Origin of the sequence: Idiomarina solivarensis (assembly GCF_033052755.1) — a bacterium.
Lineage (GTDB): Bacteria > Pseudomonadota > Gammaproteobacteria > Enterobacterales > Alteromonadaceae > Idiomarina.
On the sequence record NZ_JAVFHZ010000001.1, the window covers coordinates 553,805 to 579,388 of the forward strand.

Sequence of the window (25,584 nt, forward strand, 5' to 3'; positions counted from 1 at the left end):
TTTATACCAATTGCGCTATTACGTAGCCGATAATAACCAGTACTACCAGTGTCCAACCAATCCGGTCAACATATTCACGAAGTTTTACACCCATTTCCGGTCCGCCTGTTCGTAATAACCAGGCCACCAGATAAAATCGCATACCACGGCTTATAGCCGATGCGATGACAAAAGGAAAAAAAGCAATCTGCATCACACCGGCGGTGACGGTGAATAGTTTATACGGAATGGGAGAGAAGCCCGCTATAAATACGATCCACACACCCCAGTCTGCAAACCAGCTTTGTACCGTTAACAGCTTACTTTCATAACCAAGCGTTTCCACTGCTGGCAGTACCAGTGACTCATACGCCCAGTACCCCAGAAAGTAGCCGAGAATGCCACCTGCAACTGAAGTTACAGTGGTTAAAAAGGCCAGCCTCCACGCTTTTTCAGGCTGCGTCATTGCCATAGGTGCCAGCATGACATCAGGGGGAATAGGAAAAATTACAGATTCCGAGAAGCTTAATAGACCAAGAATGACGTTCGCTCTGGGATGCTGTGCCCAGGACAAGACTTTATCGTAAAGTGCTGAAAACAACTTCAAACGACATCTCCCTTTACTAAAGGTACGAAACGAACGTCCCCGATGTGCTGCTGTTCCAGTGAATCACCGAAGCGACGCATCACTACCAAACTTTGCGATTGATGCTGCTCACCAACCGGAATGATCATCACACCACCATCAGCTAGCTGATCTACTAAATCCTGAGGAATATTGCTTGCAGCGGCGGTTACAATAATGCCATCGAACGGACCTTTACTGCGCCAGCCCTTCCAGCCGTCCCCATGACGCATTGAAACATTGTGTAAGTCCAACTGACGCAAACGCCGCTTAGCCTGATATTGCAATGTCGCAATGCGCTCCACACTAAAGACTTTATCCACTAACTGAGCCAGTACTGCCGTCTGGTAGCCAGAACCGGTGCCTATTTCAAGCACGGTTTTACAATGGTGTTGCATTAACAGCTGAGTCATCGTTGCCACCATCAGTGGCTGCGAAATAGTCTGCCCGTTTCCAATCGGCAAGGCCGTATTTTCATACGCCTTATGAGCTAATGACTCAGGCATGAATGAGTGTCTTGGTGTTTCAGCTATAACGCGTAAAACATCCTTATTAGTGATACCCAATTCTTCCAGTTGCTGAATCAATCGCTTTACCCGCGACTGCCCATTAGTAATCATCATTTTTGTTGTTCTAACCAGTCTGTCAGTGTGTCGGTATGCCGTTGTGCTGTCATATCCAGGCTTAACGGAGTAATGGATACATAGCCTTCATGTATTGCCGTAAAATCAGTATTAGGCTCGTCACTGGCGTGGTGACCAATAGGGCCATACCAGAATATTTCGCTACCGAACGGATCGCGATCATGAACCATCGTTTCGGCTCTGTGCCGACGGCCAAGTTTTGTGACTCGGGTACCTTTCAGCTTATCGTAGGTGGTGTAAGGTACGTTAATATTGAGTACCGTATCTAACCGCAGCGGATCGTTCTCCATGGAGGCAACAATTTCAGCGACCACGCGTGCCGCGGTATCGTAGTAATCGTGTCCACGGCCGCCCATCGACACTGCAATAGATGGAAGTCCCATAAAGCGCCCTTCCATCGCCGCTGCGACAGTCCCCGAGTAAAGCACGTCATCACCCATATTTGGGCTGTCGTTAATACCAGAGACAACCAAATCAACATCTTCGGCCATCGGCGAATTTGTGCCTAAGTGAACACAGTCGGTAGGCGTCCCATTAACCGAGTAAAAGCCATTATCCAGCTTGCGTACACGCAACGGGTTGTGCAGTGTGAGTGAGTTACTGGCACCACTACAATTGCGGTCAGGCGCTATAACCCTTACCTCAGCGACTTCTTTTAACGCCTGGTAAAGTGCGAGGATACCCGGAGCATGTACTCCGTCATCATTACTTAATAAGATCTTCATCATCTGGATTCACCACTTAAGTCCACAATTTCATTTAATACCGTTGTAGCATAAGCGCCGGACGGGAGCGTAAAACTCAGCTCTGCGTCATCGCCATGCCAGCAAATCTCGGGGTTTTCTACGCGCAGCAACAAAGCGCGTCGGGCAGCACTAACACGAAGTTTTTTTAGCGCCTGCAGCCAGTTTCCGTAAGGTTGTAACAGACTTGACTCAAAGGCTTCTGCCGCATCTTTTACTAAAGGTTTATCGGTACTACCAGCTAACGGTGCCGTTAAGTAAATTTCGTTATTTAATAAACGCTGTCTGAGTTCGCCATCCCAATGGTCCACAGTAAAAACGGATTGAGAGCCGTGTAGCATGACACAGTCCCCGGCCAAGGTTCCTTCTATACCCAGCTGACGTACTCGTTCGGCCACTATTTCATTAAATAAGTAGCTGCGCAGTGCAGACAAATACAAGCTGCGTTTATTACGGCTAATACGCGCAGGGCGTTCCGACATAAGCCAACGTTCAGCCTGGATCACATTATCACCACTACGGCCAAAACGTTGTTCGCCAAAATAGTTGAGCACTCCCCGCTCAGAAACGTCCTTCCACAACTGCTCTAACGCATCTCGAGAGCTCACCTCCGTTAGCCAAATAACAAAACGATTCGCGCGGTGAAAGCCGGTTTTTAGCTTTTTGGTTCGCCGTATCACCCGCTCAACCGACATTTCATCGTCATTCAAAGCATCCCAGTTAAGCGTTTCTCTTCCCGGCAATTGAATGGAAAACCATTGCCAGGTAATTGCCTGCCGATCTTTTAAACCGGAATAGCTCACATTTTTAGGTGAGACGCCTGCGAAACGAGCTATTTTTTCCGCACAGAAATTGGTGTTCGCACCTTCCTTTCTAACCCACAGCCATTGATGCTCACCTTCACCGTCATCGGACACTTCCAGTTGCTCAATCACCTGAAAATCTTGCGGCGTCTGCTTAAAGTTAGCCGTTGCCCGCGGGTGGCTATGCAATCGCGGTAATTCAGCAAGAGTCACCTGTTGCGGAGCCAGCATTAAAACGACTCCATCAGAACCACGGCATGACAGGCGATGCCTTCTTCACGTCCGACAAACCCCAGCTTTTCTGTCGTGGTCGCTTTTACATTTACGTTATCGACGCAGGTTTTTAAACACTGAGCGATACTGACCCGCATACTCTCAATGTGAGGAGCCATTTTCGGAGCTTGAGCAATAATGGTTACGTCGATGTTCCCTGTGCGGAACTCTCTTCCCTGGCATAAACTAACAGCATGACCGAGAAGTTCTGCACTATTCGCGCCAGCGTAGCGTTCATCGGTGTCAGGAAAGTGCTGGCCAATATCGCCTAGTGCCATAGCACCGAGTAACGCATCGGTAACTGCGTGCAAAACAACATCGCCGTCGGAGTGAGCTATTAAGCCCTGGTGATGCTTAAGCTGAATGCCACCCAAAATAAGAGGTTTATCAGAGCCCCAGCGGTGTACGTCATAACCATGTCCGACACGGATCTTCATCAACGACTTTCCTCTTCATTGTTTGCTACGAGTAACCAGTCACGAACACATTCGAAATCTTCCGGATGGGTGACTTTTAAATTGCGAATAGAGCCAGTAATAAGTGCAGGCTGAAAGCCACACCACTGCATAGCTGACGCTTCATCAGTCAGTTGAGGGTTGAGAGCCCCCATGTGCTCAATGGCCTGCTGTAATCGCTCTGCATTAAAAACTTGAGGAGTCTGGGCCTGCCATAAAGCCTCACGATCAACACTCGATTCTATGTGAGGTGTTCCTGTCGTACCAGGTGAAACGACAGAGCGTTTTAATGAGTCACTTACAGGAATGGCTAGAATAGCCCCTTGCGGATCGTCTAATCCGGCTTGAATAACATGCTTTAAAATAGATTCAGGCAGACATGGACGAGCAGCGTCGTGTACCAAAACATGCGTTGCACCCTTTGCAATAGCCACTCGAATACCCGCCACAACAGATTCCGCGCGGCTGCTTCCACCTTTTACAAAGTGAACTTTCTTAGGCTGCCTATTTTTAAGCTCTAAAAGGTACTCAGCGTCTGGTTCTGAGACCGGAACGAACACTTGTTGCACGCGAGAATCACGGCAAACTGCGTCAATACTGTATTCCAGCAAGGTTTTACCCGCAACGGTGAGGTATTGTTTTGGTACATCGGTTTGCATCCGGCTTCCATTGCCGGCAGCAGGAATAACTGCCATTAGCACATTATTGTCGCTGCTTGCGTTGCTATTCACCAGATTCTCTCCCTGACGCTACGGGTTGCGTTCGGGAACGAGACGAAAGAATATTTCATCCTTCTTAATCATTCCCAATTCATTACGGGCACGCTCTTCCAACGCATCTTCCCCTTCACGCAAATCTTCAATATCTGCGTAAATCAATTGATTGCGCCGTTCCAGGTTTTCATTCGTTGTTTTCTGATTGCTGACTTCTTGCTGCAACCGCCAATAATCCGGTAGGCTATTCTTACCAAACCACAGGCGGTATTGTAACGCAAGGAACAAGGCCAACAACACGACCAGAGTCACCCGCATGCTCAGCTCCGTTGTTTTTCCTGTTATCATTATGAAGACTATTCACGTGACTGAAAAGCCGTTTTCAGAATTTACAGACAAAAGAGGTTCATTTGGAGTATTTCGCTGCCGCTTTAGTGTTCTTTTTCGCTGCTTTACTTCAGGGAGTCAGCGGTTTTGGCTCTGGTCTATTAGCCGTACCCATCCTTGCACTCTGGTTTCCTATTAGTGTATTAACCCCTGCATTGTCCGTCATTAATATTGTTGTCGGCGGTTGGATTTACTGGAAAAATCGCGAGGCGGCGCGCCCATCTCAGTGGAAGTGGCTTATTCTTGCTGGTGTTATCGCTTCTTTAGTGTCTGGCTCTTTGTTGTTAACGGTAAACGAACAGTTCATTAAACTCATTCTTGGATTTGTCATACTGGCAGTCGCAGTCATTCTAGCGAGCGGAAAACAGTTACCTACCGCTGAGCACGCACCCGGTCACATTGCCGTTGGCACAGGGTCAGGCTTACTTAATGGTTTAATGACTCTGGGCGGCCCGCCTATCGTCCTGTTTCTGGCAAACGCCCGTATCCCCAAACAGCAGTTTCGTGCGACTCTCAGCTTATTCTTTTGCTGTATTGCGATGGCCAATGTTGCCAACTTCTCGCGTCAGGCGATTTATGCTGAACCTCACCTATACCTGGTGCTTACTTTACTGCCCTGTGCGATTATTGGCGCCAGCGTAGGTCAACGGCTACAACATCATGTTTCAGAGCAACGTTTCCGACAATTCACGTTAGTGTTAATGATATTTTCCGGCTTGAGTGTTGTAATACAAAGTCTTAAATAATTTTAGCACTTCACCAGTTTGCTCTGGTAAAGTTGACGCTATGCAAGAAATTCTGTTTTCATTTTTCGATTTGGGCCAATTTCCCCAACGCGCCCTGCCCGGTTCCCATAATCTCGGGTTTGTCGTGCTCTCGTATTGTGTCGCTCTGCTCGCTTCTTATACTGCAGTGCTCACACTAGAGCGTGTGCACATTTACCAAGGCGCCCTTGGACGTTACAGCTGGCTCACCGTAAGTGCCATTATTGCGGGCATTGGTGTCTGGAGCATGCATTTTATTGGTATGCTCGCGTTCGAGCTCAACGTACCTATGAGTCACACCGTGCCGTTGACTCTGCTGTCTGTCGTTCCTGCTATTATCGGTAGCTTTATCGCTTTGAAAAGCCAAATTTCGTCACCATCGGTTCGTACCACCGTTATTGGAGGCACGATTCTTGGCGCTGGTATCGGTGTAATGCACTACACCGGCATGGCTGCAATGGTATTGCCAGCCCATTTGCGTTACGACCCTTTAGGGTTTTTCTTTTCAGTGGTTATCGCGGTTTCTCTGGGCATTATTGCGCTACTAACGTACCGCCGCTATCAAAACGCCGAATCAATGACATTACCCCGGCGCCGAGCCATGCAGACTGTTGTTGCTGCTATTATGGCTATGGCGATATCCGGTATGCATTACACCGCAATGATTGCCGCCAACTTTTATCCAACCGGAGAGCCTGAAGCACTCTTCACTGGCCACAGTGCCTGGTTAGCTTATGCCGTTGGCTTTGGTTCTTGCTTTAGTGCGTTGATGGCTATAGTAGCCACGCGAATAGACCACCGTTTACAACAGCAACAACAGTTAGCTCAAATGTCAGCAGAACAACTTTATGAAGTCATCAGTGCCATTGATGACGGCCTGCTGTTATTCGATGAAGCTAATCGTGTTCTTTTGGCTAATCAGGCTTTTGCCCGATTAACCGGCGACGATCTCGACAAAATAAAAACAAACAAGTTGGATATCGAGCACTATATTGTGGGTGCGGACAAACTACTAGAGAATATCCAAAGCTCACTGGCTCGCGGAATTCCCTGGCACGGAAAAGTGAAAGTCAAAAGACGCACAGGCAAAACCTTCCCTGTGCGGTTAAGTATTTCCGAAGTTAAGTACCACCAACAAAAAGCTCGCCATTTTGTGGCGACCGTAACCGATATCACTGCAGAAGTAGAGTCCAGCGAGCGCATTCAGAATCTCGCCTACAACGACGCCTTAACCGGGTTAGCCAATCGCCGTTCCTTAATTGACCATTTGCAACAAGAGCTGAATAACCACCGCGGGGGGGAAGAAAGCGGCGCGTTAATTATCTGTGACATCGATAAATTTAAAATACTCAACAATACCTTGGGTTCTGATATGGGCGACCTTCTGCTAAAACGCGTAGCTGAGCGACTCAAGGAGGCAACTCAAGGCCATTCTTTTTTAGCTCGACTCAGTGCCAACGAATTTGCCGTTGTATTAACCGGACTCAAAAGTAGCAATAGTACTAATGTAAAACAGCAACTGCTCACCCAGATCTATCAACTGCAAGAACAACTACAGAGACCTTACCAATTAAACAACTACACACACCTTTGTTCCTTCAGTGCCGGTGCGTCACTTTTTAACGACAGGGAAACCAATGCAGAAACCTTAATGACCCAGTCAGGGCTCGCTTTATCTCATTCAAAGCGCAACGGTATTGGAGAGGTGTCGCTGTTTCGACAGGCGTTTGCTGATGCCGTCAGTAAACGCGTTAAGTTGGAAGAGCAATTACGTCATGCTATTCAGTCGCAAGAATTTCAACTTTATCTTCAACCTCAGGTTAATTCCGCGTCGAAGACCATTGGCGCAGAAGCGCTCATCCGGTGGCCACAGGCTGACGGGAGCTTTATATCTCCAGCGGACTTCATCCCCCTGGCAGAAGAAACTGGCTTAATCATTCCCTTAGGCTACTGGATTACCGAGCATGCCTGCCAAACTCTGCAGCTATGGCAAAAGGACAAAGATAGAGCGTCTATGCAATTATCAATTAACGTCAGTGCCAAGCAGTTTCAACAGCCTGAGTTTGTTGAACAAGTTGAAGAGCTGGTCAATAAATACCAAATAGGCGCTCAGCGGCTTAAGCTTGAGTTAACAGAAAGTCTACTAATGGAAGATATTTCAAGTGTCACCGATAAAATAAAGCGGCTGAAAACCATTGGTGTAGAGTTTGCCCTCGATGATTTTGGAACAGGCTACTCGTCGCTTTCTTACCTTATGCAAATTCCATTCGACACACTCAAAATTGACGTATCATTTGTCCGCAATATGCTCGATAGCGCAGAGAAGGCACAAATTGTTCATACCATTATCCAACTGGGTGAAAGCTTAAAGCTGAATATTGTCGCCGAAGGCGTAGAAACACAAGAACAGTTTAATTACCTGTCTCAGTTAAAATGCGATACTTTTCAAGGATATTTTTTCAGTAAGCCCCTGCCAGAGGCCGATTTTTTAATGAATAACACGATGTCATCGTAGCCTAACGAAGTTGGCTATCTTTACTTCCACGACGATTGAAGCCGCCCTTTTCGGCGTCCTGCTTGTCCAGCTCGGTCTGGCAATCAACACACAAACGAACACCCACTATGGCCTTGCGTCGTGCTTCAGGAATGGGCTCCCCACACTCCTCGCAATGCTCAAGACTCTTACCGCCTGTCAATTTACTTCGTACGCGTTTTACTTCATCTTCGGTACTGGCATCAATCTGTTCTTGTACGGCACCATCGTGCGACCAACCTCCTGCCATGATTAACTCCTTGATATTAAAATAGAGAACACAAACACACTACGAGTCTGATACATTAACTATAACGTAAAAAATAATCAGTATTGATCAATGTCGTTTAAAAGAAGGGCTTATGAAACTTATTTATACCCACGAAAACAAACTATTAGTGGAAAACGCCCGTAACATACTGCAAATTGAAGGTATTGAAACCGTCATGAAAAATGAGTTTTCCAGTGGTGCGGCAGGTGACTTGGCACCAATGGACACCTGGCCTGAATTGTGGCTTGTTGATGAGGCACAGCTCGCTAAAGCCAAAGAGCTGATGAATACCATGGAAGCGCAAGCAAATGAAGCCGACTGGCGGTGTAACCAGTGCCAGGAAATAAACGGGGCTGCTTTTGAAATATGCTGGAGTTGCGGAAGTCCGGCCTAATTAACAAGGAGACGTCGATATATGTTGTTGTGGGTTATGGGCTTTGCGCTACTGGGTAGTCTGGGAGCTATTTTTTGTTCTGGCTTATTCCTGACGTTTCCACACAGCGTTCGTAAACTGCTGACTCCCAGCCTCATGAGTTTTGCTACAGGAACCTTGCTAGCAGCAGCTTTTTTGGGCATGGTTCCTGCCGCTTTAGAACTCGCCGGGGGCTACACCGTATCATCGACCATACTCGCCGGTATCGTGTTATTTTTCGTGATTGAAAAACTCATACTTTGGCGACATTGTCGCAATGGAGATTGCGATCCACACGAACGTGCCGGCCCACTCATTTTGATTGGTGACGCCGTACATAACTTTACCGATGGGGTCGTCATCGCCGCCGCTTTTCTCACCTCTGTTCCCTTAGGTATAGCGATATCGCTGGCTATTATCGCACATGAAATACCGCAGGAAGTCAGTGACTTCGCTATTCTGTTGGAAAGTGGATACGGTAGGAAAAAAGCACTGCTGTTAAATAGCCTGGCATCACTCACTGCAATTCCGGGCGCCTTGATTGCTTATTTTTGGTTAGCTCAGGTCAGTGCAGCTGTGCCTTACGTATTGGCCATTTCTGCCTCAAGTTTTATTTATATTGCAGCTGCCGATCTTATTCCGACGTTGCAAAGACAATACAACCCAGCTTCATCGGTTCGGCAATTCATTATGATTATTATTGGTATCGCTATTATTGGTTGGGTCAACACCTTAGCCTAAACTTAAGTCAATAAACTAAAAAGGAAGGATAAAATGAACGGAAATGACGTTTACACTATGGCCTATTGGGGCCTTTTCATCTCGCTGGTTATCCTACTGGTTCAGTGGCTTATCGCCAGTGGTCAAAAAGCGAAACAGCCAGGCGCGGTCCCCGGCAAGATCGATGAGTCGCTAAGCCATTCCTCGTTTGTATTCCGTGCCCATCGAACTTTAATGAATTCGCTGGAAAACTACCCGCTTATGCTGGGAACGGTATTTCTCGCTTTTTTTGTTGGCACCAGCGCCTTCTGGACAGGAGTATTTATCTGGGTTTTCGCCATTGCCAGACTCATCCACATGGTTCTTTACTATGCAATAGCGACAGAGAAAAACCCCAGCCCTCGCAGTTACTTTTTCATGATTGGTCTGGCCGCTAATGTTGCCTTGCTTATATTGTGTGGCATGACCTTGGCCTGATGCTCTTCTAATGGGCTGATTAAACGTCAGCCCATTCTCGTAACAGGTTATGAAATACCTTAGTCAGGCGGTCAAAGTTTTCAGACTTGCCATGAGCGTCAAACTCATCCTTTAAAGATTGTTCTACGTCGAATAATAACTCTCTGTGGCCTGGTTCTTTAATCACACTTTGAACCCAACCTATCATTGCCAGTCGCTCGCCACCGGACACAGCTTCCACTCGGTGCAAGTAATGACTGGGGTAAATTAATAACTCCCCCTTCCCCAGCCGCCAGCTTCTCTCACCACTTGAGTCTTCTATTACCAACTCTCCTCCCGCGTAATCATCTAATGACGATAATCCGAGAGTAAAAGAGATATCGGTTCGTACACCGTTCATCAGCGAGTCATCCATATGGGTTCCATAATACTCGCCCTGCTGGTAGCGGTTGATGGTTGCTCGAGCCACTTGTTTTGGCCGCATCACCGATTGCACTAATGCGTGTTTCTGCAAACGTTCCATCAATAGCTGAGTGGCAGCCTGAGCTTTTTTATTCCGGCCCAGTTGCTGGTTTCTCTTTACCTCTTTAGCCGCCCAGCCTGCCGTCACTTTACCATCGGTGAAATGCTCTGGATCCAAGCCTGAAACAACACTTTTGATGGTCTCAGAATCAACGACATCACTAATTTGTATAATCATATATAAGCTTGCGAATAGTTATCATTTCTGCAAATATACACTAGATAATCCATTCAAAAAAGCTTACTAAGGTCACTCTATGTTTGAAAAGAAAAAAGTATGGCTTGGTGTTGGCAGTGTTCTTGCCAGCACGGTCGCAACGACAGCTATAAACGCCGAACCTATGACCCAGCCAAATACAGCACCGGCGATGTATATGGCCGCGCAAATGGCGGAAGGCGAAATGGCCGATCCAACAATTGATTTAACCAGTAACGATACGGCTTACCTTGCTCAGCTGGGATTAATTCGCGGGCATTTATGGGTTGGTATGAAGCTATACGAACAAGGCCATGTCGAAATGGCAAAAACCCATATGAAGCATCCTGGAGATGAGCTTTATAGCGGCTTAACCGAGGCTTTTGAAGCACGAGACCTACCAGGGTTTGCTCAGCCGCTGCATGCGCTGGCAGAAAGCATGATTTACAACAACAGTAAAGAAACCGTTGTTAATAATTACCACGTGCTCTTGGACGCTATTGCCGCTAATGAACCCATTGCGACAATGTCTGCAGAGGATGTACTGTTAAGTATCTCGTCGATGCTGATGACTGCTGCCGATGAATACGCCATAGGAATTAAAAATAATGAAGTGGCCAATGTGCACGAGTATCAGGACGCATTAGGCTTTAAGCAAATTGCTCTTGAACGTCTAGATCGCATAAACGATGTAGAAGCGAAGAAAGCTCAGGAAGCGATTGCAAAAACCCGAGAGGTGATAAAAACATTAGAAGACCTCTGGCCGACGACCACACCCGAGGGCAAAGTGAAGGGCGACGCGAGTAAAATTTATGGCGCCGCTTCAACGATTGAACTAGAAGCTCGCGGTATTTAATACTCCTTTTCCCATTTTAGGCCTACTCCCATTATACCCAATTGAGTAGGCCATCTTTACCTCTTCATTTCACTCGCGAAACCGCGCCATAGCGGTATTCTATGGACATCTTAAGTCAGTCACTAAGGTGTCATTATGAGCATTTATTCTTTAGCCAAAGTATCACTCATTGCAGTGTCAATTGCGGGTTTATTTCTAAGCCTACCTGCCAATGCGGGTGACGGTGAAAACGTCTACAAAAAATATTGTCAGGCGTGTCATCAACCTAACGGCAAAGGTATGCAGGGCGTTTTCCCTCCGTTGGCTAACAACCCTAATTTGAAAGACCAGCCCGAGTATATCGCAAAAACCATTATTACCGGTAAATCCGGACCTCTTTCTGTTAATGGCACTAATTATAACGGTTCGATGCCGCCCATGGGTTATTTAAAAGACGCAGACATTGCTGCGTTAGTTAATTACATCAATACCGACCTGGTACAAGGCAGTGAAACCATCACCGCCGAAGCCATTAGCAGCATGCGTTAAGTCTATTTATTATTTGTTGAAAGGAAATATCACTATGAAAACTCTAAGTCTATCAATTATCAGCGCTTCTCTTTTGGCCGCTATCGCTTCTGTCTCGACTCCTGTTTCAGCAGAAGATATGAAACTTAAGCACGACAGCGAATACGTTATTGACGGTAAAATCTATGGCTTGCCAGAAGCTAAGGTCTACCGCGAAGAATACAATGGCCCTGCGGTAGTCAGTGATTACCTGACCCAAGTGCCTAACCTTGCGAAATTAGATTACTCAGGCAATAAAACCCACAACGTACGCATGGACGTTTTCTCGCAGGAAATTGAAGTTGCACCCGGTGTAAGCTATTCAGCCTGGACATTCGGTGGTTCAGTCCCTGGTCCGGTCTTACACGTCCGTGAAGGTGATCGCGTTATTTTCAAAATGAAAAACCGTTCTGACGAAGAAGTCACTATTACAAAGCCGGTTAAGAATGGCTCGCCGTTCCTCCAACAGGTACAGGCAAATACTTACCAGAATAATAAACCAGTGATCAATCCAATGCCCCACTCTATGGACTTTCACAGTGGCACTGTAGCCGCTGAGGATAAATGGCGCACCATTTCTCCGGGTGAAACCATCGAGTTTGAATGGATCGCAAACTACGCCGGCACTTATATGTATCACTGCGGTACATCAAGCGTTCTGATGCACACCGCTATGGGTCAGTACGGTGCAGTTGTCGTGTCCCCCAAAGAAGGCTATCCAACAGACAAAGACGTTGATCAGGAATATGTACTGGTGCAGTCCGAACACTATTTAGAAGAAGCGTCCGAAGGCAACTACATCTACAACCATGGCGCTGCCTTAGACCGTCAGCCAAGTCATGTCACTTTTAATGGTCATGTTGCCGCTCTTAGTGATAACCCATTACGCGCAGATGAAGGCGACCGGGTGCGTTTACACGTTTTAAATGCCGGCCCATCAGGCACTTCAAGCTTCCACGTTATCGGTGCCATTTTCGATCGCGTCTGGTACGAAGGTGACCCACGCAACGATTGGTACGGCATGCAAACTGTCCTGCTGGGTGCCAGTAACAGTGCAACGATTGAGTTTATTGTTCCGGAAGAAGGCATCTATAAACTTGTGGATCATGAATTTGCTGACGCAGAGCGTGGTGCAGCGGGTGCGTTAATTGCTGGCCCTCGTAAAGGCAAATAAGGGGAAATGTTATGGTTAAGTGGCTTGGAGTTGCTGGTGTGCTGTTCTCACCGTTAATACTCGCCGACCAGGTTCTGGTTAACGGTGGAATCTTTGAACCACCGGTATTACTAGACAAAGAGCGCCTCAGTATAGAAATTAACGCTTTTATGCTGGATGCGACTCCGGTCACTAACCAACAGTATCTGCAGTTTGTATCGAAAAACGCCCGGTGGCAGCGAGATAATATCGCTGCCCTGTTCCACGATGGCAATTACCTAAAGCACTGGAGCAATAGTACTGCTTTTGCTGAAGGCAAAGAAAACGACCCCGTTACTTATGTGTCCTGGTTCGCCGCGCGAGAATATTGCGCAGCAAAAGGAGGACGGCTTCCCAGTCTGAACGAGTGGGAGTACGCTTCCGTACTCTACCGAAAGCAACAGAACATCAGCGACAATGACTACGCACGCGACCTTTTTGCCTGGTATAGCCAGCCACACAGTATAAAACAGAAAAGCGTCGATCCAACTGCACAGCAGTTAATGCATATGCATGATCGCGTTAACGAATGGGTAGAAGACTATCAATTACTACTAACCAACGGCGACGACGTCGATTTACTCTCCGGTTCATGTGGCGACGGAGCACGCTTTATGTCCAGTTTTAGTAACGCGAACTACGCCACATTTTTCCGTTATCAGTCGCGCAGTGATTACGCACCTCAAAGTGCCACCAGCACCATGGGATTTCGCTGCGCATACGATCTGGAGAACAGCCATGAATAGATTATTCCAACTTACAGTCCTAGCCTCTTTTGTATTTTCCGCGCCACTATTAGCGCAGGATCACTCGCACCATAATATGCATGGCGACCATAGCAATCATACAGCGATGAATGCGGCAGAGGTATCCCACTCCCAGTCGGTATACCAGGTTGATGCCACCTGGAACACACACCAAAACAAACCGTTTAAACTCGCTGAACTTGAGGGACAACCGGTAATCATATCTATGATATACGGCAGCTGCACCACGGCCTGCCCGGTACTAGTGCACGATGTAAAACGTTTGTACACAAACTTGGATAAAGACACACAAAAGCAAGTAAAACTGGTAATGGTGAGTTTCGATACCGCGCGGGACACTCCAGAAGCACTAGCCGATTATGTTGCGCAATACCAGTTAGACGATAACAGCTGGTTGTTTCTGAACGGCTCTGATCAGAATATAAGAACACTGGCCACTGTCCTTGGCGTGCGTTATCGACAGCGTCCCGATGGTGACTTTGATCACAGTAATTTAATTACCATTTTAGACCAGAAAGGGCTCATAGTTGAGCGCATAGAAGGCCTCAGCCAACCAATGGATAAGTCCGCTAAAACGATTAATAAGCTGGTAAAACATTAACACCAGTTGCATTACCTTAAAGATTTTGTTCCACTAAAAAGGAATCTTGTCGGAGTGCCAATGACTTTATTAATTAAGTTACTGGCTGAGACCGCAATTGCGGGATCCGTTGAACCTGATCAGGCTAATACCTGCGAAGGGAACAAGAGAGCAACAACACGACCCAACCGTGGTTTATGCGTTGTTGTTCCTTTCAACACTCCTGACAAGCATCTCTAACATCAACAAAATGAGAGAATGCTATGTCATCAACAACCCGATTAAACCGGCAACAGGCCGAATCCTTTTTATCGTCGCTTTCTGGCGAATACTACCCCAACTCAACCCGCGAGTTTCTGTGTGGCGGACGCGCGGATATTAAAGTGCCCTTTCGCCGGATCCATTTAAGTGAAACCCTGCACCAACCAACACCCGGCGTAAAGCTGCCACCCAATGAACCTATTAATGTCTACGATACTTCGAGCGTGTACGGTGATTCAAACGCCCATATCAACGTAAAGCAAGGGTTAGAAAAATTACGGCTTAACTGGATAATCGAGCGCTACGAAGACAATAAACAACACAATCGTGGTATTACGCAGCTGGCTTATGCCCGGCGCGGTCTCATTACGCCGGAAATGGAATTTATCGCACTGCGTGAAAATATGGGCCGCGAGCATTTGGAAAACCCCGTCACACCTGAGTTTGTTCGTGACGAAGTTGCTAGCGGCCGGGCGATTATCCCGGTCAATATCAATCATGCCGAATCAGAGCCGATGATCATCGGCCGTAACTTTTTAGTGAAAGTAAACGCCAATATTGGCAATTCATCGGTAACCTCTTCCATTGAAGAAGAAGTAGAAAAACTGGTCTGGGCCACGCGCTGGGGCGCCGATACGGTCATGGATTTATCCACCGGCCGCAATATTCACCAAACTCGAGAGTGGATCTTACGTAACAGCCCGGTTCCCATTGGCACCGTGCCAATTTATCAGGCATTAGAACGTGTTAATGGCATTGCTGAAGATCTTAGCTGGTCAATCTTCAAAGAGGTGTTGCTAGAGCAGGCTGAGCAAGGTGTGGATTACTTCACCATTCACGCCGGAGTACTCCACGATTTCATCAAACTGACAGCAAAACGGGTGACGGGCATTGTCTCCCGTGGCGGTTCTATTATGGCCAAATGGTGCATGGCGCATCAGCAAGAAAGTTTTCTTTACCAACACTTTCGGGATATCTGCAAAATTTGCGCAAAATATGATATTTCCCTGTCGCTAGGGGACGGCCTGCGCCCTGGTTCTATTGCAGATGCAAACGACGAAGCTCAGTTCGCTGAACTCCGGACCCTGGGTGAACTCACCCAAATTGCCTGGGAATACGATGTTCAGGTGATGATAGAAGGTCCGGGTCATGTGCCTATGCATAAAATCCAGGAGAACATGGATGAGCAGCTAAAGCACTGCCACGGCGCCCCTTTTTACACGCTCGGTCCGTTGACAACAGATATTGCACCGGGTTATGACCACATTACTTCAGGCATTGGTGCCGCAATGATCGGCGCTTTTGGTTGCGCTATGCTTTGCTACGTCACCCCCAAAGAGCACTTAGGCCTACCCAACAAAGAAGACGTAAAACAAGGGTTAATTGCTTACAAAATTGCGGCCCATGCGGCTGATTTAGCCAAAGGACACCCGGGAGCACAAGCACGAGACGACGCCATGTCAAAAGCCCGCTTTGAATTTCGTTGGGAAGATCAATTTAATCTCGCGCTGGATCCGGTCACCGCCCGTAACTATCACGATGAAACCTTGCCTCAGGACTCGAATAAAACCGCTCAGTTTTGCTCAATGTGCGGACCCAAGTTCTGTTCGATGAAAATTTCACATGAAGTACGCCAGTATCATGCAGACAAGCGCATTGACGTAAGAGTGAAAGACGCGACGGCCGAGGGAGTTGAGTAATGCCGACACCAGTCGTATGGACCATAGCGGGCTCTGACAGTGGCGGTGGTGCGGGTATTCAGGCGGACTTGCACACCTTTCGCAGTATGGAAGTGCATGGCTGCAGCGTTATCACCACGGTCACCGCACAAAACTCAGTTGCAACAACCGGGCTGTTTCCTCTGACTGCTGACGCCATTCGTCAGCAGCTGGACTGTCTGCAGCAGGATATGCCCCCTGCGGCAGTAAAAATTGGTTTGCTCAGTAATAAACAACAACTACAGGCCATCGCAGACTTTTTAAAACAGTGGCCTGAAACCCTCCCAAGACCCTTTGTGGTTTGGGATCCTGTTGTGGTAAGTACTCAGCAGGATCGTTTATCTGAGTTAAGCCCGGAACATTGCGCGCAACTGCTCCCCCTGGTTGATATCATCACGCCAAATTTGGACGAACTCGGTTGGTTAAGCGGCGTCAACGTTACGGACGAAACCTCATTGCATCGAGCCGCAGGGGAACTCTTTCACAAAGGGCTGTCCCGGATATTAGTCACAGGTACTGATTTTTCTCTTACTGAACATATTACTGATCACTACCTGAGCGCAAATGAACATATCCAACACCGTCAGCAAAAGGTCGACACCCAACACAGTCACGGCTCTGGCTGCACCCTATCCTCCGCCATTGCGGCAGTAGTCGCTCATGATTATCCGCTGGATGACGCTATTACCGTCGCTAATGCCTATGTGCATCAAGGACTCATTTCTTCCACAGGCATAGGTCACGGACCAGGCCCGGTTGCTCATACACAGTGGCCTAAGCAGCTTAATTATTTTCCGACAATAACAACAGCTTCCTTGCCTGAAGCTACTTTACACTTCCCCCCACTTGACCATGATCCAGGGCTTTACCCTGTTGTTGATTCTGTTGAATGGATTGAACGTTTGTTAGCGCTTGGCATAAAGACACTGCAACTGCGCATTAAAAATCCAGATGCCCGAAACCTGGAAAGCGACATTAGAAAAAGTATTCAACTGGCTAAAGACTTTTCTGCGCAGCTGTTTATCAATGACCATTGGCAATTGGCCATTAAACACAACGCCTATGGCGTACACTTGGGACAACAGGACTTAACTGACGCTAACCTTAGCGCGATTCAAAAAGCCGGGTTGCGACTGGGTATTTCCACACACAGTTACACTGAGTTATTGATTGCTCATGCGTACCAGCCCTCTTACATTGCATTGGGCCATATTTTTCCAACACAAACTAAAGCGATGCCTTCTAAACCACAAGGACTGAAGCGACTAGGTCGTTACGTTCAACTGTTAGCTCCCGACAACATTCCAACCGTTGCGATAGGTGGTATTTCAGTGGATCGGGTCAGTCCGGTTAAAGCTACTGGCGTAAACGGCATAGCCGTTGTCAGCGCCATTACTGCCGCAAAGGATGTTGAACTGGCGGTACGTCAGCTACTGACTAAAATGGGAACCCAGGCTGGGCTCAAGAGGGAGAGCGCCCATGCTGACTAACGACCAATTGTTGCGCTACAGCAGTAACATCCTGATGAGCGAAATCGGTGAAGCCGGCCAGCAGTATTTACTAAACAGTCATGTGCTCATCATAGGGCTCGGCGGTCTCGGTTGTCCGGCCAGCCAGTATTTGGCGTCTTCCGGTATAGGAGAACTCACACTGGTTGATCACGACACTGTCAGCCTCAGTAATTTACAACGTCAAACTTTATACTCCAGTGACGATAAAGGCTTGTCCAAAGTGCGACAAGCAGGTCAGGCTTTGTCCCGTTTAAATCCGGACGTTCGTATAACAGCTATTGAACAAGCAGCCACAGAAGAAAACCTGGATGCGCTCGTTAAGCCAGCCGACTTAGTACTAGACTGCACTGACAACCGCGACGTTCGGTACGTCATCAATCAGAGCTGCTATCGCCTCAGCACCCCATTAATTTCAGCCGCTGCACGAGGCTTTAAAGGACAACTCATAGCCCTTGATCCACAACGCTCACACGGCTGTTATCAATGTCTTTACCCCAGTAGCGTTAAAGAGCCACTGAATTGCAGCAATGCCGGTATTGCGGCTCCTGTTGTTGGAATTATCGGTGCCAGCCAGGCGTTGCTGGCGATTAACTTCTTAACCGAACATGCCCTTCCCTGGGGTTACCTGAAAACCTTTGATGGCTTGCAACAACACTGGCAGAAACTCTATTTACCACCGGCTATCTCATGCCCTGTCTGCGGAGGTGAAAATGCGCATTCAAGTTAATGATAACCCCCTTGAGGTTACAGATAAGACGAACTTATCGGAATTTCTATCGGCTCAGAATATCGACAAATCCGCCGTTGCCGTCGCCCTGAACGGACAAATTGTACACCGCGAACAGTGGCAGAAAACCACACTCAAAAGTAACGATTCCATCACCCTTGTGCAAGCAGTTGCCGGAGGTTAACCATGCTGAGAATAGCCGATCGTGATTTTCATTCGCGCTTACTGATAGGCACCGGAAAATACAGCAGTGCCAATACGATGCAAAAATCTTTAGCCGCTTCGGGCAGCGAGCTGGTCACTCTGGCGTTAAAGCGGGTCGAGCTGGATCGCCCCACTGATGACATTGCCACTCCGATTAAAAATTTAGGCTTGCAGTTGCTGCCAAATACTTCGGGCGCTAAAACCGCTAAAGAAGCGATATTTGCCGCCCGTCTCGCTCGAGAAGCTTTGGATACTGACTGGCTTAAGCTTGAAATACACCCTGACCCTAACTACTTATTGCCAGATCCGATAGAAACCTTGAAAGCTGCTGAAGCATTGGTAAAAGAAGGCTTTATCGTACTGCCATACTGCGGCGCCGATCCAGTATTGTGCAAGCGTCTGCAGGAAGTCGGTTGTTCTGCAGTAATGCCACTTGGCGCCCCTATTGGCTCTAACCAGGGTCTACTGACCCGTGACTTTTTGCGGATCATCATTGAACAAGCTTCGGTACCCGTGATTGTTGATGCTGGCATCGGCGCACCCAGCCACGCTGTTGAAGCCATGGAAATGGGTGCCGATGCGGTCTTAGTCAATACCGCCATCGCTACCGCAAATGATCCTGTCGCCATGTCAAACGCCTTTCGCAGTGCCGTCATTGCCGGGCGCGAAGCTTATGAAGCAGGTTTAAGTCAGGGCGCCTCGTTAAAAGCAGTCGCTTCCAGTCCGTTAACGGAATTTCTGGAGTCGCTATGAGCTTTTACACTACCTGGGAGCAAACCAGTTGGGATAAGACCCGGCTGCAGCTATACAGTAAAAACGCTGGCGATGTCGAAACAGCATTGACTAAGCCTCATCTTAATACTGATGACTTTATGGCTCTACTGTCGCCGGCTGCGGAGCCTTACCTCCCCATTATGGCGGAACGATCACAGCAACTAACACGGCAACGCTTTGGCAATACTCTGCAACTGTTCATACCGCTGTATTTATCTAACCTCTGCGCAAACGATTGCAGCTACTGCGGTTTTTCCATGAGTAACCGAATTAAACGCAAGACCCTGACGCTGACCGAAATAGAACAAGAGTGTCAGGCCATAAAAGCCAAAGGTTTTGATACACTCTTGGTGGTGACCGGTGAGCATGAAAGTAAAGTCGGTATCAATTACTTCCGTCAGGCGCTACCCGTCATTAAGCGGTACTTTAGCTACGTCATGTTTGAAGTTCAGCCGTTAGCAACCCAGGAGTACGCTGAACTTCGTCAGTTAGGTCTGGACGCCGTAATGGTGTATCAAGAAACTTATCAGGCCGCCACTTACGCTAAACATCACTTAAAAGGAAAAAAACGCGACTTCCGTTGGCGGCTTGAAACCCCAGACCGTCTGGGTGAATGCGGAATCGATAAAATTGGGCTTGGTTCGCTGATTGGACTGGAAGATTGGCGCATCGACAGCACTTTCACTGCCATTCATCTGGATTATCTGAAGCGGCGATACTGGCGCAGTCGCTATTCGCTTTCTTTTCCACGATTGCGCCCGTGTGCCGGTGGCGTGGATGACATACAAAACATGCCGGACAAGCAATTGGTCCAGTTAATTTTCGCGTATCGGCTGCGGTTCCCAGATGTTGAACTGAGCCTTTCAACCCGAGAGCAGCAAACACTGCGTGACGGCCTTTTCCGTTTGGGTGTAACGTCGGTCAGTGCTGAATCAAAAACGCAGCCTGGCGGTTACGCTAGTGAGCAACAGGAGCTGGAGCAGTTTTCTATAGATGATGACCGATCGGTCAATGAAGTAGCGCAGGCAATAAGAGCGAAAGGATTACAGCCGGTATGGCAGGACTGGCTTAACGAGCTATCCGCAACGCCACCTGGAACTTTTTCCAGTCCAGAATAGCTACCAACAACTGCTATTGCCGATATTACTGACCTCCTGCGGGTATACCGCGAATTGATAACTTGCCAGATTTAGATAGTTAGACTATTGTCTAACTATCTAAATAAAGAGAGTGACCATGCAACAACAATCTGTATTTAAATCACTATCTGATCCCACGCGGCGCAAGATACTGCAACTACTCAAGCAGCGTTCAATGTCAGCCGGTGAGATCGCGGCTCATTTTGACATGAGCAAAGCGTCACTATCGCATCACTTTAACTTACTCAAGCAGGCCGATTTGGTGCGTACTGAACGACAAGGACAGCATATTATTTATTCACTTAACATGACAGTATTTGAGGACGTCGCCGCGCTCATGTTTCAGCTTTTCTCGGGGAATACAAAAAATGAAAAATAATCAACAATCAGCGAAAATACCAGCTAAATATCGTTGGATCACGGCCCTAATGATTGTTTTTATCAGTACTGTTGGGTTGTGGTTCTATCCTGAATTACCAGAAAAAATCCCTACACATTGGAATTTCCAGGGAAAAGTCGACGGCTGGATAAATAAGCCTTGGGGTGTATTCCTGATGCCCCTTGTGATGCTGGCGACTTGGCTGCTCATGGAGGTATTATCATTTATTTCACCGAAGGGTTACAAACTCAATGACTTCATCGGCGTTGTTGGCTTACTTATGGTTATTATCGTCGGCTTCCTTCTTGTCGTCGGTATAGCACAACTTGCATTTGCACTGGGATACCCGGTAGATTTCGCCGAAGTTATAACGGCAGCGGTGGGTCTATTACTGATCTTTACTGGCAACTACCTTGGAAAGGTCAAAAAGAACTTTTTTATTGGCATTAGAACCCCCTGGACGATTGCAAATGAGGAAGTGTGGAACCGCACTCATAGACTGGCAGGTTGGCTCTTTGTTATTGCCGGTGTCACCATTTGCATTGGCGCTTTGTTCGGGGCCGGAGTGCAACTGATGTTGCCGGTAATCTTAGTCGCAGCACTGATACCAGCGGCGTATTCATTATGGCTGTACAAAAAGTTAGAGGGTTAATCCTCAAGCTCTTAGTGCGGCAAATTCAGTCGTGATTAACGCGCAATGGATAACGCCACCTGAAACTTTTTCCAGTCCAGAGTAGCCACCAGTAACAACTCGCGTAGCGTCAGAGTGCGTGGGTTGATTCGACCTTTGTGGTTCCATTGGTGTCCACAACTGGCCGCGGTCATAATGCGCTTATTGGGTTTTAACAGAGTATCCTGTTTGTGTTCGCCCTGCCCGGTAAAATCAAACCAGCCACGGTAATTCAGATGCAGACGTTGTTTATCATGATCAACGCGATCGATACTGTCGAGCATAATGGTGGTAAATTCGGGGGTGTGATAACGAACAGGAACTACCAGACCCAAAGCCGCATGTTTCGTAAACCATTGGTTCTGACCATCGGGTGATATGCCACCAGAAGGAACTTTTGTTGGCTGAGGTGCCTGCCAGCTGGCGTTTTGCACGTCTAGCTTTAATGGCGAATGATGCACGGCATTGAGACAACCGTGCGCTGCATGACGAATATAGTGCGGGAGACTGGCTAAACGGCGTTGCAAAGCCGCAACGGGCATATCATTCACTTGTGCTAGTTGCGGCAGCTCACGTTCATACAGCGCTGAGCACAGCTCGGCGAAATCGCCCTGCTGTGCCAGCGGCTGAAAAATGTCTGCCTGTTGATTAGCCAGCGTTGACTTCCTGTCGTCCGCGGTAAGGCGCTTGGCCATTCAAATCGCCCTCTATACGCAATAATTGGTTGTACTTAGCAACCCGGTCAGAACGACACAATGAACCGGTTTTAATCTGACCCGCTGCAGTGCCTACTGCCAAATCTGCAATAGTCGCGTCTTCAGTTTCACCCGAACGGTGAGAAATAACCGCCGAATAACCCGCTTCACGCGCCATTGCAATAGCTGCTAAGGTTTCTGTCAGGCTACCAATCTGATTAAATTTAATCAAAATTGAATTGGCAATCGACTTATCGATACCTTCTTTTAGAATACGCGTATTGGTTACAAACAGGTCATCACCGACCAACTGTACTTTGCTGCCCAGCTTTTCGGTTAAAACTTTCCAGCCATCCCAGTCGCTTTCGTCAAGGCCGTCTTCAATAGAAATAATTGGATAACGATCGCAAAGCTCTGCCAGGTAGTCAGCGAACTCTTCTGCCGTGAATGATTTACCTTCACCTGACAATTCATATTTGCCGTCCCGGTAGAATTCAGACGCAGCACAATCCAAGGCCAAAGTGATATCACTGCCCATTTTGTAGCCCGCATTTTCAACGGCTTCCACAATCACTTGCAGTGCTTCTTCGTTAGACGCCAGGTTTGGTGCAAAACCACCTTCGTCACCAACAGCTGTACTTAAACCACGCTTCTGCAGAACCTTTTTCAGTGCATGGAAGACTTCAGCCCCCATACGCAGGCCTTCTTTGAAGCTTTCGGCGCCAACCGGCTGAATCATGAACTCCTGAATATCAACGTTGTTATCCGCATGTTCGCCGCCGTTTAAGATGTTCATCATCGGCAGTGGCATGCTGTATTTGCCGCTGCTGTTGTTCAGGTTGGCAATGTGCTCATATAGCTCAATACCCTTGCTCAAAGCCGCCGCTTTAGCCACCGCCAGAGACACGGCAAGAATAGCGTTAGCACCCAGCTTTTCTTTGTTATCGGTACCATCCAACTTCAACATAATGTTGTCGACGGCATCCTGGTTAACCGCATCAATACCGCTTAATGCCTCGGCAATAGCACCATTAATGTTTGCAACCGCTGTTTCAACGCCTTTACCCAAATAGCGAGATTTATCGCCGTCACGCAGTTCTAATGCTTCACGTGAACCGGTGGATGCGCCACTGGGGGCTGCCGCACGGCCCATGTGGCCAGACTCTAGATAAACGTCCGCTTCAACCGTCGGGTTTCCGCGAGAATCCATAATTTCGCGACCAACAACTTTAACAATATTACTCATGCTTCAATCCTGTTTACTATGTGATCATCAGCCAGGCTATTAGCCCAAACGCTTTTTATGAAATTCGCCTGCAGCTTCAATAAAGCCTTTAAATAACGGATGTCCGTCACGCGGGGTTGAGGTAAATTCCGGATGAAACTGAACTGCCACAAACCAAGGATGCTTAGGGTTTTCCAGAATCTCAACCAGCTGCTTGTCGTGCGAGTAACCGGTAATTTTCAGCCCCGCTTTTTCCAGCGCTTCAACGTAATGGTTGTTCACTTCGTAACGATGGCGGTGACGCTCTTCAATCACCTCTTTGCCATACATTTTCAGTGCTTTAGAGCCCTTTTCTAAATGGCACTCTTGTGAACCCAGGCGCATAGTACCGCCAAGGTCAGAATGTTTATCGCGCAGCTCTTTCTGACCACTGGCATCCATCCACTCGGTGATAAGGCCCACCACCGGATCACTGCAGTTTTCATCAAATTCAGTACTGTTCGCGCCACTTAAGCCAGCCACATTACGGGCAAATTCAATCATGGCCACTTGCATACCTAAACAAATGCCCAAGTAGGGAATATTGTTTTCACGTGCGTATTTCGCGGCAATCAGCTTACCTTCAATACCGCGATCACCAAAACCACCCGGAACCAGAATCGCATCCACGTCTTCCAGCTTCGATGTGCCTTTGGTTTCTAAATCCTGCGAATCAATGTAGCGGATATTCACCGTTAAACGATTTTTCAAACCGGCATGGGCTAGTGCTTCGTTAACTGATTTGTAAGCATCTGGCAGTTCCACATACTTACCGACAAAACCAACGGTCACTTCACCATTCGGATTCGACTCCTGATACAGCACTTCTTCCCACTCGTGCAGGTCGGCTTCAGGACAATCCAGACGGAAACGTTTAGTGACAATGTCGTCCAGGCTCTGTGCTTTTAACATCGACGGAATTTTGTAAATACTGTCAACGTCACGCAAGCCAATAACCGCACGTTCTTCTACGTTGGTAAACAAAGCAATTTTTGAACGCTCTGTTGCCGGTAATGAACGGTCTGAACGACACACTAATACGTCAGGCTGGATACCAATAGAACGCAGCTCTTTCACTGAGTGCTGTGTCGGTTTGGTTTTCACTTCACCCGCAGCACCCAAGAATGGCACCAGGGTTAAATGCATAAACAGGGTGTGGTCACGGCCAATTTCTGTACCTAGCTGGCGAATTGCCTCAAGGAAAGGTTGTGACTCGATGTCACCCACCGTGCCGCCAATTTCAATAATAGCGATATCGAAGCCTTTACTACCTTCAATAACACGACGTTTTATTTCGTTGGTAATGTGCGGAATGACCTGGATGGTCGCCCCTAAAAACTCACCTTTACGCTCACGGCGGATAATGTCTTCGTAGACACGCCCGGTAGTAAAGTTGTTACTACTAGTCATACGGGTGCGGATAAAACGCTCGTAATGGCCAAGGTCAAGGTCGGTCTCAGCCCCGTCTACGGTGACGAAAACTTCACCATGCTGAGTTGGGCTCATGGTACCCGGATCTACGTTAATGTAGGGATCCAGCTTCATGATAGTAACGTTAAGGCCCCGTGCTTCAAGAATTGCCGCCAAGGAGGCTGCAGCAATGCCTTTCCCCAGCGAGGATACAACACCGCCGGTTACGAAAATATAGTTTGTCGCCATGTGATACCTAGTTGGTCAGGTCAAATTTGGGATTGCATTCAGACGGGAAAGTAGTATACCGAAAGACGCCCATAACAACAAATAAAAAGCGTGCAACCGAGTCTTCATCAGAGCACTTTTGGTAATATCGGTGTTAGTATGACGCC

At 47.7% G+C, this 25,584-nt stretch carries 30 protein-coding genes and 1 riboswitch; of the genes, 18 read left to right on the forward strand and 12 right to left on the reverse strand.

Annotation, left to right across the window (positions count from 1 at the left end):
• Position 1: 1 nt before the first annotated feature.
• The 7 genes from RBK99_RS02655 to ftsB are packed head-to-tail and all read right to left on the reverse strand — an operon-like array spanning position 2 to position 4,553.
• Positions 2-586, reverse strand: a complete 585-nt coding sequence (locus RBK99_RS02655; protein WP_317503091.1) for a YqaA family protein — start codon at positions 584-586, stop codon at positions 2-4.
• Positions 583-1,224: a protein-L-isoaspartate(D-aspartate) O-methyltransferase gene (locus tag RBK99_RS02660; RefSeq protein ID WP_411161967.1), complete on the reverse strand. Its 642-nt coding sequence runs from the start codon at positions 1,222-1,224 to the stop codon at positions 583-585. The genes RBK99_RS02655 and RBK99_RS02660 overlap by 4 nt, the downstream gene beginning before the upstream one ends.
• Positions 1,224-1,976, reverse strand: a complete 753-nt coding sequence (gene surE, locus RBK99_RS02665; RefSeq protein ID WP_317503093.1) for a 5'/3'-nucleotidase SurE — start codon at positions 1,974-1,976, stop codon at positions 1,224-1,226. The genes RBK99_RS02660 and surE overlap by 1 nt, the downstream gene beginning before the upstream one ends.
• Positions 1,973-3,025 (reverse strand): tRNA pseudouridine(13) synthase TruD, encoded by a 1,053-nt coding sequence (gene truD / locus RBK99_RS02670; protein WP_317503094.1) that lies wholly within the window; start codon positions 3,023-3,025, stop codon positions 1,973-1,975. Before truD ends, surE begins: the two co-directional genes overlap by 4 nt.
• Positions 3,025-3,504, reverse strand: coding sequence for a 2-C-methyl-D-erythritol 2,4-cyclodiphosphate synthase (ispF, locus tag RBK99_RS02675; protein WP_317503095.1), 480 nt, complete (start codon positions 3,502-3,504; stop codon positions 3,025-3,027). Before ispF ends, truD begins: the two co-directional genes overlap by 1 nt.
• Positions 3,504-4,217, reverse strand: coding sequence for a 2-C-methyl-D-erythritol 4-phosphate cytidylyltransferase (gene ispD / locus RBK99_RS02680; protein WP_317503357.1), 714 nt, complete (start codon positions 4,215-4,217; stop codon positions 3,504-3,506). Before ispD ends, ispF begins: the two co-directional genes overlap by 1 nt.
• 54 nt (positions 4,218-4,271) lie before the next feature.
• Positions 4,272-4,553, reverse strand: coding sequence for a cell division protein FtsB (gene ftsB / locus RBK99_RS02685; protein WP_317503358.1), 282 nt, complete (start codon positions 4,551-4,553; stop codon positions 4,272-4,274).
• 92 nt (positions 4,554-4,645) lie between these two features.
• Here ftsB and RBK99_RS02690 point away from each other — a divergent pair, with 92 nt between their 5' ends.
• Together RBK99_RS02690 and RBK99_RS02695 are read left to right on the forward strand one after the other, a co-directional pair.
• Positions 4,646-5,368 (forward strand): sulfite exporter TauE/SafE family protein, encoded by a 723-nt coding sequence (locus tag RBK99_RS02690; protein ID WP_317503096.1) that lies wholly within the window; start codon positions 4,646-4,648, stop codon positions 5,366-5,368.
• 40 nt (positions 5,369-5,408) lie between these two features.
• Positions 5,409-7,901 (forward strand): EAL domain-containing protein, encoded by a 2,493-nt coding sequence (locus RBK99_RS02695; protein WP_317503097.1) that lies wholly within the window; start codon positions 5,409-5,411, stop codon positions 7,899-7,901.
• Between the two features lies 1 nt (position 7,902).
• Here the strand turns inward: RBK99_RS02695 and RBK99_RS02700 are convergent, their stop codons facing one another.
• On the reverse strand, positions 7,903-8,169 hold the full coding sequence (locus RBK99_RS02700) for a DksA/TraR family C4-type zinc finger protein (RefSeq protein ID WP_317503098.1): 267 nt from the start codon (positions 8,167-8,169) through the stop codon (positions 7,903-7,905).
• Between the two features lie 112 nt (positions 8,170-8,281).
• On the opposite strand from RBK99_RS02700, the gene RBK99_RS02705 reads away from it, so the two are divergent.
• Genes RBK99_RS02705 through RBK99_RS02715 form a run of 3 tightly spaced genes read left to right on the forward strand, consistent with a single transcriptional unit; the run spans position 8,282 to position 9,799 of the window.
• Positions 8,282-8,584 carry a putative signal transducing protein gene (locus RBK99_RS02705; RefSeq protein WP_317503099.1) on the forward strand — a complete coding sequence of 101 codons (303 nt, stop codon included), beginning with the start codon at positions 8,282-8,284 and terminating at the stop codon, positions 8,582-8,584.
• Between the two features lie 21 nt (positions 8,585-8,605).
• Positions 8,606-9,343 (forward strand): ZIP family metal transporter, encoded by a 738-nt coding sequence (locus tag RBK99_RS02710; protein WP_317503100.1) that lies wholly within the window; start codon positions 8,606-8,608, stop codon positions 9,341-9,343.
• A gap of 33 nt (positions 9,344-9,376) precedes the next feature.
• Positions 9,377-9,799 (forward strand): MAPEG family protein, encoded by a 423-nt coding sequence (locus RBK99_RS02715; protein WP_317503101.1) that lies wholly within the window; start codon positions 9,377-9,379, stop codon positions 9,797-9,799.
• Between the two features lie 19 nt (positions 9,800-9,818).
• On the opposite strand, the gene RBK99_RS02720 is transcribed toward RBK99_RS02715, so the two are convergent.
• Positions 9,819-10,478, reverse strand: a complete 660-nt coding sequence (locus tag RBK99_RS02720; protein ID WP_317503102.1) for a Fe2+-dependent dioxygenase — start codon at positions 10,476-10,478, stop codon at positions 9,819-9,821.
• Between the two features lie 79 nt (positions 10,479-10,557).
• Between RBK99_RS02720 and RBK99_RS02725 the strand changes: the two genes are divergently transcribed.
• From RBK99_RS02725 to RBK99_RS02785, 13 genes are all read left to right on the forward strand, one after another.
• Positions 10,558-11,352: a 4-helix bundle domain-containing protein gene (locus RBK99_RS02725; protein WP_317503103.1), complete on the forward strand. Its 795-nt coding sequence runs from the start codon at positions 10,558-10,560 to the stop codon at positions 11,350-11,352.
• Between the two features lie 135 nt (positions 11,353-11,487).
• Entirely contained in the window at positions 11,488-11,880 is a 393-nt protein-coding gene (locus RBK99_RS02730) for a c-type cytochrome (RefSeq protein ID WP_317503104.1), read from the forward strand.
• 34 nt (positions 11,881-11,914) lie between these two features.
• On the forward strand, positions 11,915-13,072 hold the full coding sequence (locus tag RBK99_RS02735; protein ID WP_317503105.1) for a multicopper oxidase domain-containing protein: 1,158 nt from the start codon (positions 11,915-11,917) through the stop codon (positions 13,070-13,072).
• A gap of 11 nt (positions 13,073-13,083) precedes the next feature.
• Complete coding sequence (locus tag RBK99_RS02740; protein WP_317503106.1) at positions 13,084-13,836, forward strand: formylglycine-generating enzyme family protein; 753 nt, start codon at positions 13,084-13,086, stop codon at positions 13,834-13,836.
• Positions 13,829-14,458 (forward strand): SCO family protein, encoded by a 630-nt coding sequence (locus tag RBK99_RS02745; protein WP_317503107.1) that lies wholly within the window; start codon positions 13,829-13,831, stop codon positions 14,456-14,458. The genes RBK99_RS02740 and RBK99_RS02745 overlap by 8 nt, the downstream gene beginning before the upstream one ends.
• Positions 14,459-14,498: 40 nt before the next feature.
• Positions 14,499-14,617: riboswitch (TPP riboswitch) on the forward strand.
• 83 nt (positions 14,618-14,700) lie between these two features.
• A complete protein-coding gene (gene thiC, locus RBK99_RS02750) occupies positions 14,701-16,398 on the forward strand; it encodes a phosphomethylpyrimidine synthase ThiC (RefSeq protein ID WP_317503108.1) in 1,698 nt (565 codons plus the stop codon).
• The gene (gene thiE, locus RBK99_RS02755) at positions 16,398-17,906 is read left to right on the forward strand and encodes a thiamine phosphate synthase (protein ID WP_317503109.1); all 1,509 of its coding nucleotides are present in this window, start codon (positions 16,398-16,400) and stop codon (positions 17,904-17,906) included. Before thiC ends, thiE begins: the two co-directional genes overlap by 1 nt.
• Positions 17,896-18,654 carry a HesA/MoeB/ThiF family protein gene (locus tag RBK99_RS02760; protein ID WP_317503110.1) on the forward strand — a complete coding sequence of 253 codons (759 nt, stop codon included), beginning with the start codon at positions 17,896-17,898 and terminating at the stop codon, positions 18,652-18,654. Before thiE ends, RBK99_RS02760 begins: the two co-directional genes overlap by 11 nt.
• Positions 18,638-18,838: a sulfur carrier protein ThiS gene (gene thiS / locus RBK99_RS02765; RefSeq protein WP_317503111.1), complete on the forward strand. Its 201-nt coding sequence runs from the start codon at positions 18,638-18,640 to the stop codon at positions 18,836-18,838. Before RBK99_RS02760 ends, thiS begins: the two co-directional genes overlap by 17 nt.
• Positions 18,839-18,840: 2 nt before the next feature.
• The gene (locus tag RBK99_RS02770) at positions 18,841-19,611 is read left to right on the forward strand and encodes a thiazole synthase (protein ID WP_317503112.1); all 771 of its coding nucleotides are present in this window, start codon (positions 18,841-18,843) and stop codon (positions 19,609-19,611) included.
• Positions 19,608-20,750 carry a 2-iminoacetate synthase ThiH gene (gene thiH, locus RBK99_RS02775; RefSeq protein ID WP_317503113.1) on the forward strand — a complete coding sequence of 381 codons (1,143 nt, stop codon included), beginning with the start codon at positions 19,608-19,610 and terminating at the stop codon, positions 20,748-20,750. The genes RBK99_RS02770 and thiH overlap by 4 nt, the downstream gene beginning before the upstream one ends.
• Before the next feature lie 118 nt (positions 20,751-20,868).
• Positions 20,869-21,150: an autorepressor SdpR family transcription factor gene (locus RBK99_RS02780; protein WP_317503114.1), complete on the forward strand. Its 282-nt coding sequence runs from the start codon at positions 20,869-20,871 to the stop codon at positions 21,148-21,150.
• On the forward strand, positions 21,140-21,802 hold the full coding sequence (locus tag RBK99_RS02785; RefSeq protein WP_317503115.1) for an SdpI family protein: 663 nt from the start codon (positions 21,140-21,142) through the stop codon (positions 21,800-21,802). Before RBK99_RS02780 ends, RBK99_RS02785 begins: the two co-directional genes overlap by 11 nt.
• Positions 21,803-21,837: 35 nt before the next feature.
• Here the strand turns inward: RBK99_RS02785 and RBK99_RS02790 are convergent, their stop codons facing one another.
• The 3 genes from RBK99_RS02790 to pyrG are packed head-to-tail and all read right to left on the reverse strand — an operon-like array spanning position 21,838 to position 25,438.
• Positions 21,838-22,515: a hypothetical protein gene (locus tag RBK99_RS02790; RefSeq protein ID WP_317503116.1), complete on the reverse strand. Its 678-nt coding sequence runs from the start codon at positions 22,513-22,515 to the stop codon at positions 21,838-21,840.
• A complete protein-coding gene (eno, locus tag RBK99_RS02795) occupies positions 22,469-23,761 on the reverse strand; it encodes a phosphopyruvate hydratase (protein WP_317503117.1) in 1,293 nt (430 codons plus the stop codon). The genes RBK99_RS02790 and eno overlap by 47 nt, the downstream gene beginning before the upstream one ends.
• Positions 23,762-23,800: 39 nt before the next feature.
• Positions 23,801-25,438, reverse strand: a complete 1,638-nt coding sequence (gene pyrG, locus RBK99_RS02800; RefSeq protein WP_317503118.1) for a CTP synthase — start codon at positions 25,436-25,438, stop codon at positions 23,801-23,803.
• Positions 25,439-25,584 lie beyond the last annotated feature (146 nt).

What these genes read in the sequence shown, in the direction of transcription:
- RBK99_RS02660 (WP_411161967.1), bottom strand. Translation starts at nt 1,224, where the DNA reads ATGATTACTAATGGGCAGTCGCGGGTAAAGCGATTGATTCAGCAACTG.
- surE (WP_317503093.1), bottom strand. Translation starts at nt 1,976, where the DNA reads ATGATGAAGATCTTATTAAGTAATGATGACGGAGTACATGCTCCGGGT.
- truD (WP_317503094.1), bottom strand. Translation starts at nt 3,025, where the DNA reads ATGCTGGCTCCGCAACAGGTGACTCTTGCTGAATTACCGCGATTGCAT.
- ispF (WP_317503095.1), bottom strand. Translation starts at nt 3,504, where the DNA reads ATGAAGATCCGTGTCGGACATGGTTATGACGTACACCGCTGGGGCTCT.
- ispD (WP_317503357.1), bottom strand. Translation starts at nt 4,217, where the DNA reads ATGGCAGTTATTCCTGCTGCCGGCAATGGAAGCCGGATGCAAACCGAT.
- ftsB (WP_317503358.1), bottom strand. Translation starts at nt 4,553, where the DNA reads ATGCGGGTGACTCTGGTCGTGTTGTTGGCCTTGTTCCTTGCGTTACAA.
- RBK99_RS02695 (WP_317503097.1), top strand. Translation starts at nt 5,409, where the DNA reads ATGCAAGAAATTCTGTTTTCATTTTTCGATTTGGGCCAATTTCCCCAA.
- RBK99_RS02700 (WP_317503098.1), bottom strand. Translation starts at nt 8,169, where the DNA reads ATGGCAGGAGGTTGGTCGCACGATGGTGCCGTACAAGAACAGATTGAT.
- RBK99_RS02705 (WP_317503099.1), top strand. Translation starts at nt 8,282, where the DNA reads ATGAAACTTATTTATACCCACGAAAACAAACTATTAGTGGAAAACGCC.
- RBK99_RS02710 (WP_317503100.1), top strand. Translation starts at nt 8,606, where the DNA reads ATGTTGTTGTGGGTTATGGGCTTTGCGCTACTGGGTAGTCTGGGAGCT.
- RBK99_RS02715 (WP_317503101.1), top strand. Translation starts at nt 9,377, where the DNA reads ATGAACGGAAATGACGTTTACACTATGGCCTATTGGGGCCTTTTCATC.
- RBK99_RS02720 (WP_317503102.1), bottom strand. Translation starts at nt 10,478, where the DNA reads ATGATTATACAAATTAGTGATGTCGTTGATTCTGAGACCATCAAAAGT.
- RBK99_RS02725 (WP_317503103.1), top strand. Translation starts at nt 10,558, where the DNA reads ATGTTTGAAAAGAAAAAAGTATGGCTTGGTGTTGGCAGTGTTCTTGCC.
- RBK99_RS02730 (WP_317503104.1), top strand. Translation starts at nt 11,488, where the DNA reads ATGAGCATTTATTCTTTAGCCAAAGTATCACTCATTGCAGTGTCAATT.
- RBK99_RS02735 (WP_317503105.1), top strand. Translation starts at nt 11,915, where the DNA reads ATGAAAACTCTAAGTCTATCAATTATCAGCGCTTCTCTTTTGGCCGCT.
- RBK99_RS02740 (WP_317503106.1), top strand. Translation starts at nt 13,084, where the DNA reads ATGGTTAAGTGGCTTGGAGTTGCTGGTGTGCTGTTCTCACCGTTAATA.
- RBK99_RS02745 (WP_317503107.1), top strand. Translation starts at nt 13,829, where the DNA reads ATGAATAGATTATTCCAACTTACAGTCCTAGCCTCTTTTGTATTTTCC.
- thiC (WP_317503108.1), top strand. Translation starts at nt 14,701, where the DNA reads ATGTCATCAACAACCCGATTAAACCGGCAACAGGCCGAATCCTTTTTA.
- thiE (WP_317503109.1), top strand. Translation starts at nt 16,398, where the DNA reads ATGCCGACACCAGTCGTATGGACCATAGCGGGCTCTGACAGTGGCGGT.
- RBK99_RS02760 (WP_317503110.1), top strand. Translation starts at nt 17,896, where the DNA reads ATGCTGACTAACGACCAATTGTTGCGCTACAGCAGTAACATCCTGATG.
- thiS (WP_317503111.1), top strand. Translation starts at nt 18,638, where the DNA reads ATGCGCATTCAAGTTAATGATAACCCCCTTGAGGTTACAGATAAGACG.
- RBK99_RS02770 (WP_317503112.1), top strand. Translation starts at nt 18,841, where the DNA reads ATGCTGAGAATAGCCGATCGTGATTTTCATTCGCGCTTACTGATAGGC.
- thiH (WP_317503113.1), top strand. Translation starts at nt 19,608, where the DNA reads ATGAGCTTTTACACTACCTGGGAGCAAACCAGTTGGGATAAGACCCGG.
- RBK99_RS02780 (WP_317503114.1), top strand. Translation starts at nt 20,869, where the DNA reads ATGCAACAACAATCTGTATTTAAATCACTATCTGATCCCACGCGGCGC.
- RBK99_RS02785 (WP_317503115.1), top strand. Translation starts at nt 21,140, where the DNA reads ATGAAAAATAATCAACAATCAGCGAAAATACCAGCTAAATATCGTTGG.
- RBK99_RS02790 (WP_317503116.1), bottom strand. Translation starts at nt 22,515, where the DNA reads ATGGCCAAGCGCCTTACCGCGGACGACAGGAAGTCAACGCTGGCTAAT.
- eno (WP_317503117.1), bottom strand. Translation starts at nt 23,761, where the DNA reads ATGAGTAATATTGTTAAAGTTGTTGGTCGCGAAATTATGGATTCTCGC.
- pyrG (WP_317503118.1), bottom strand. Translation starts at nt 25,438, where the DNA reads ATGGCGACAAACTATATTTTCGTAACCGGCGGTGTTGTATCCTCGCTG.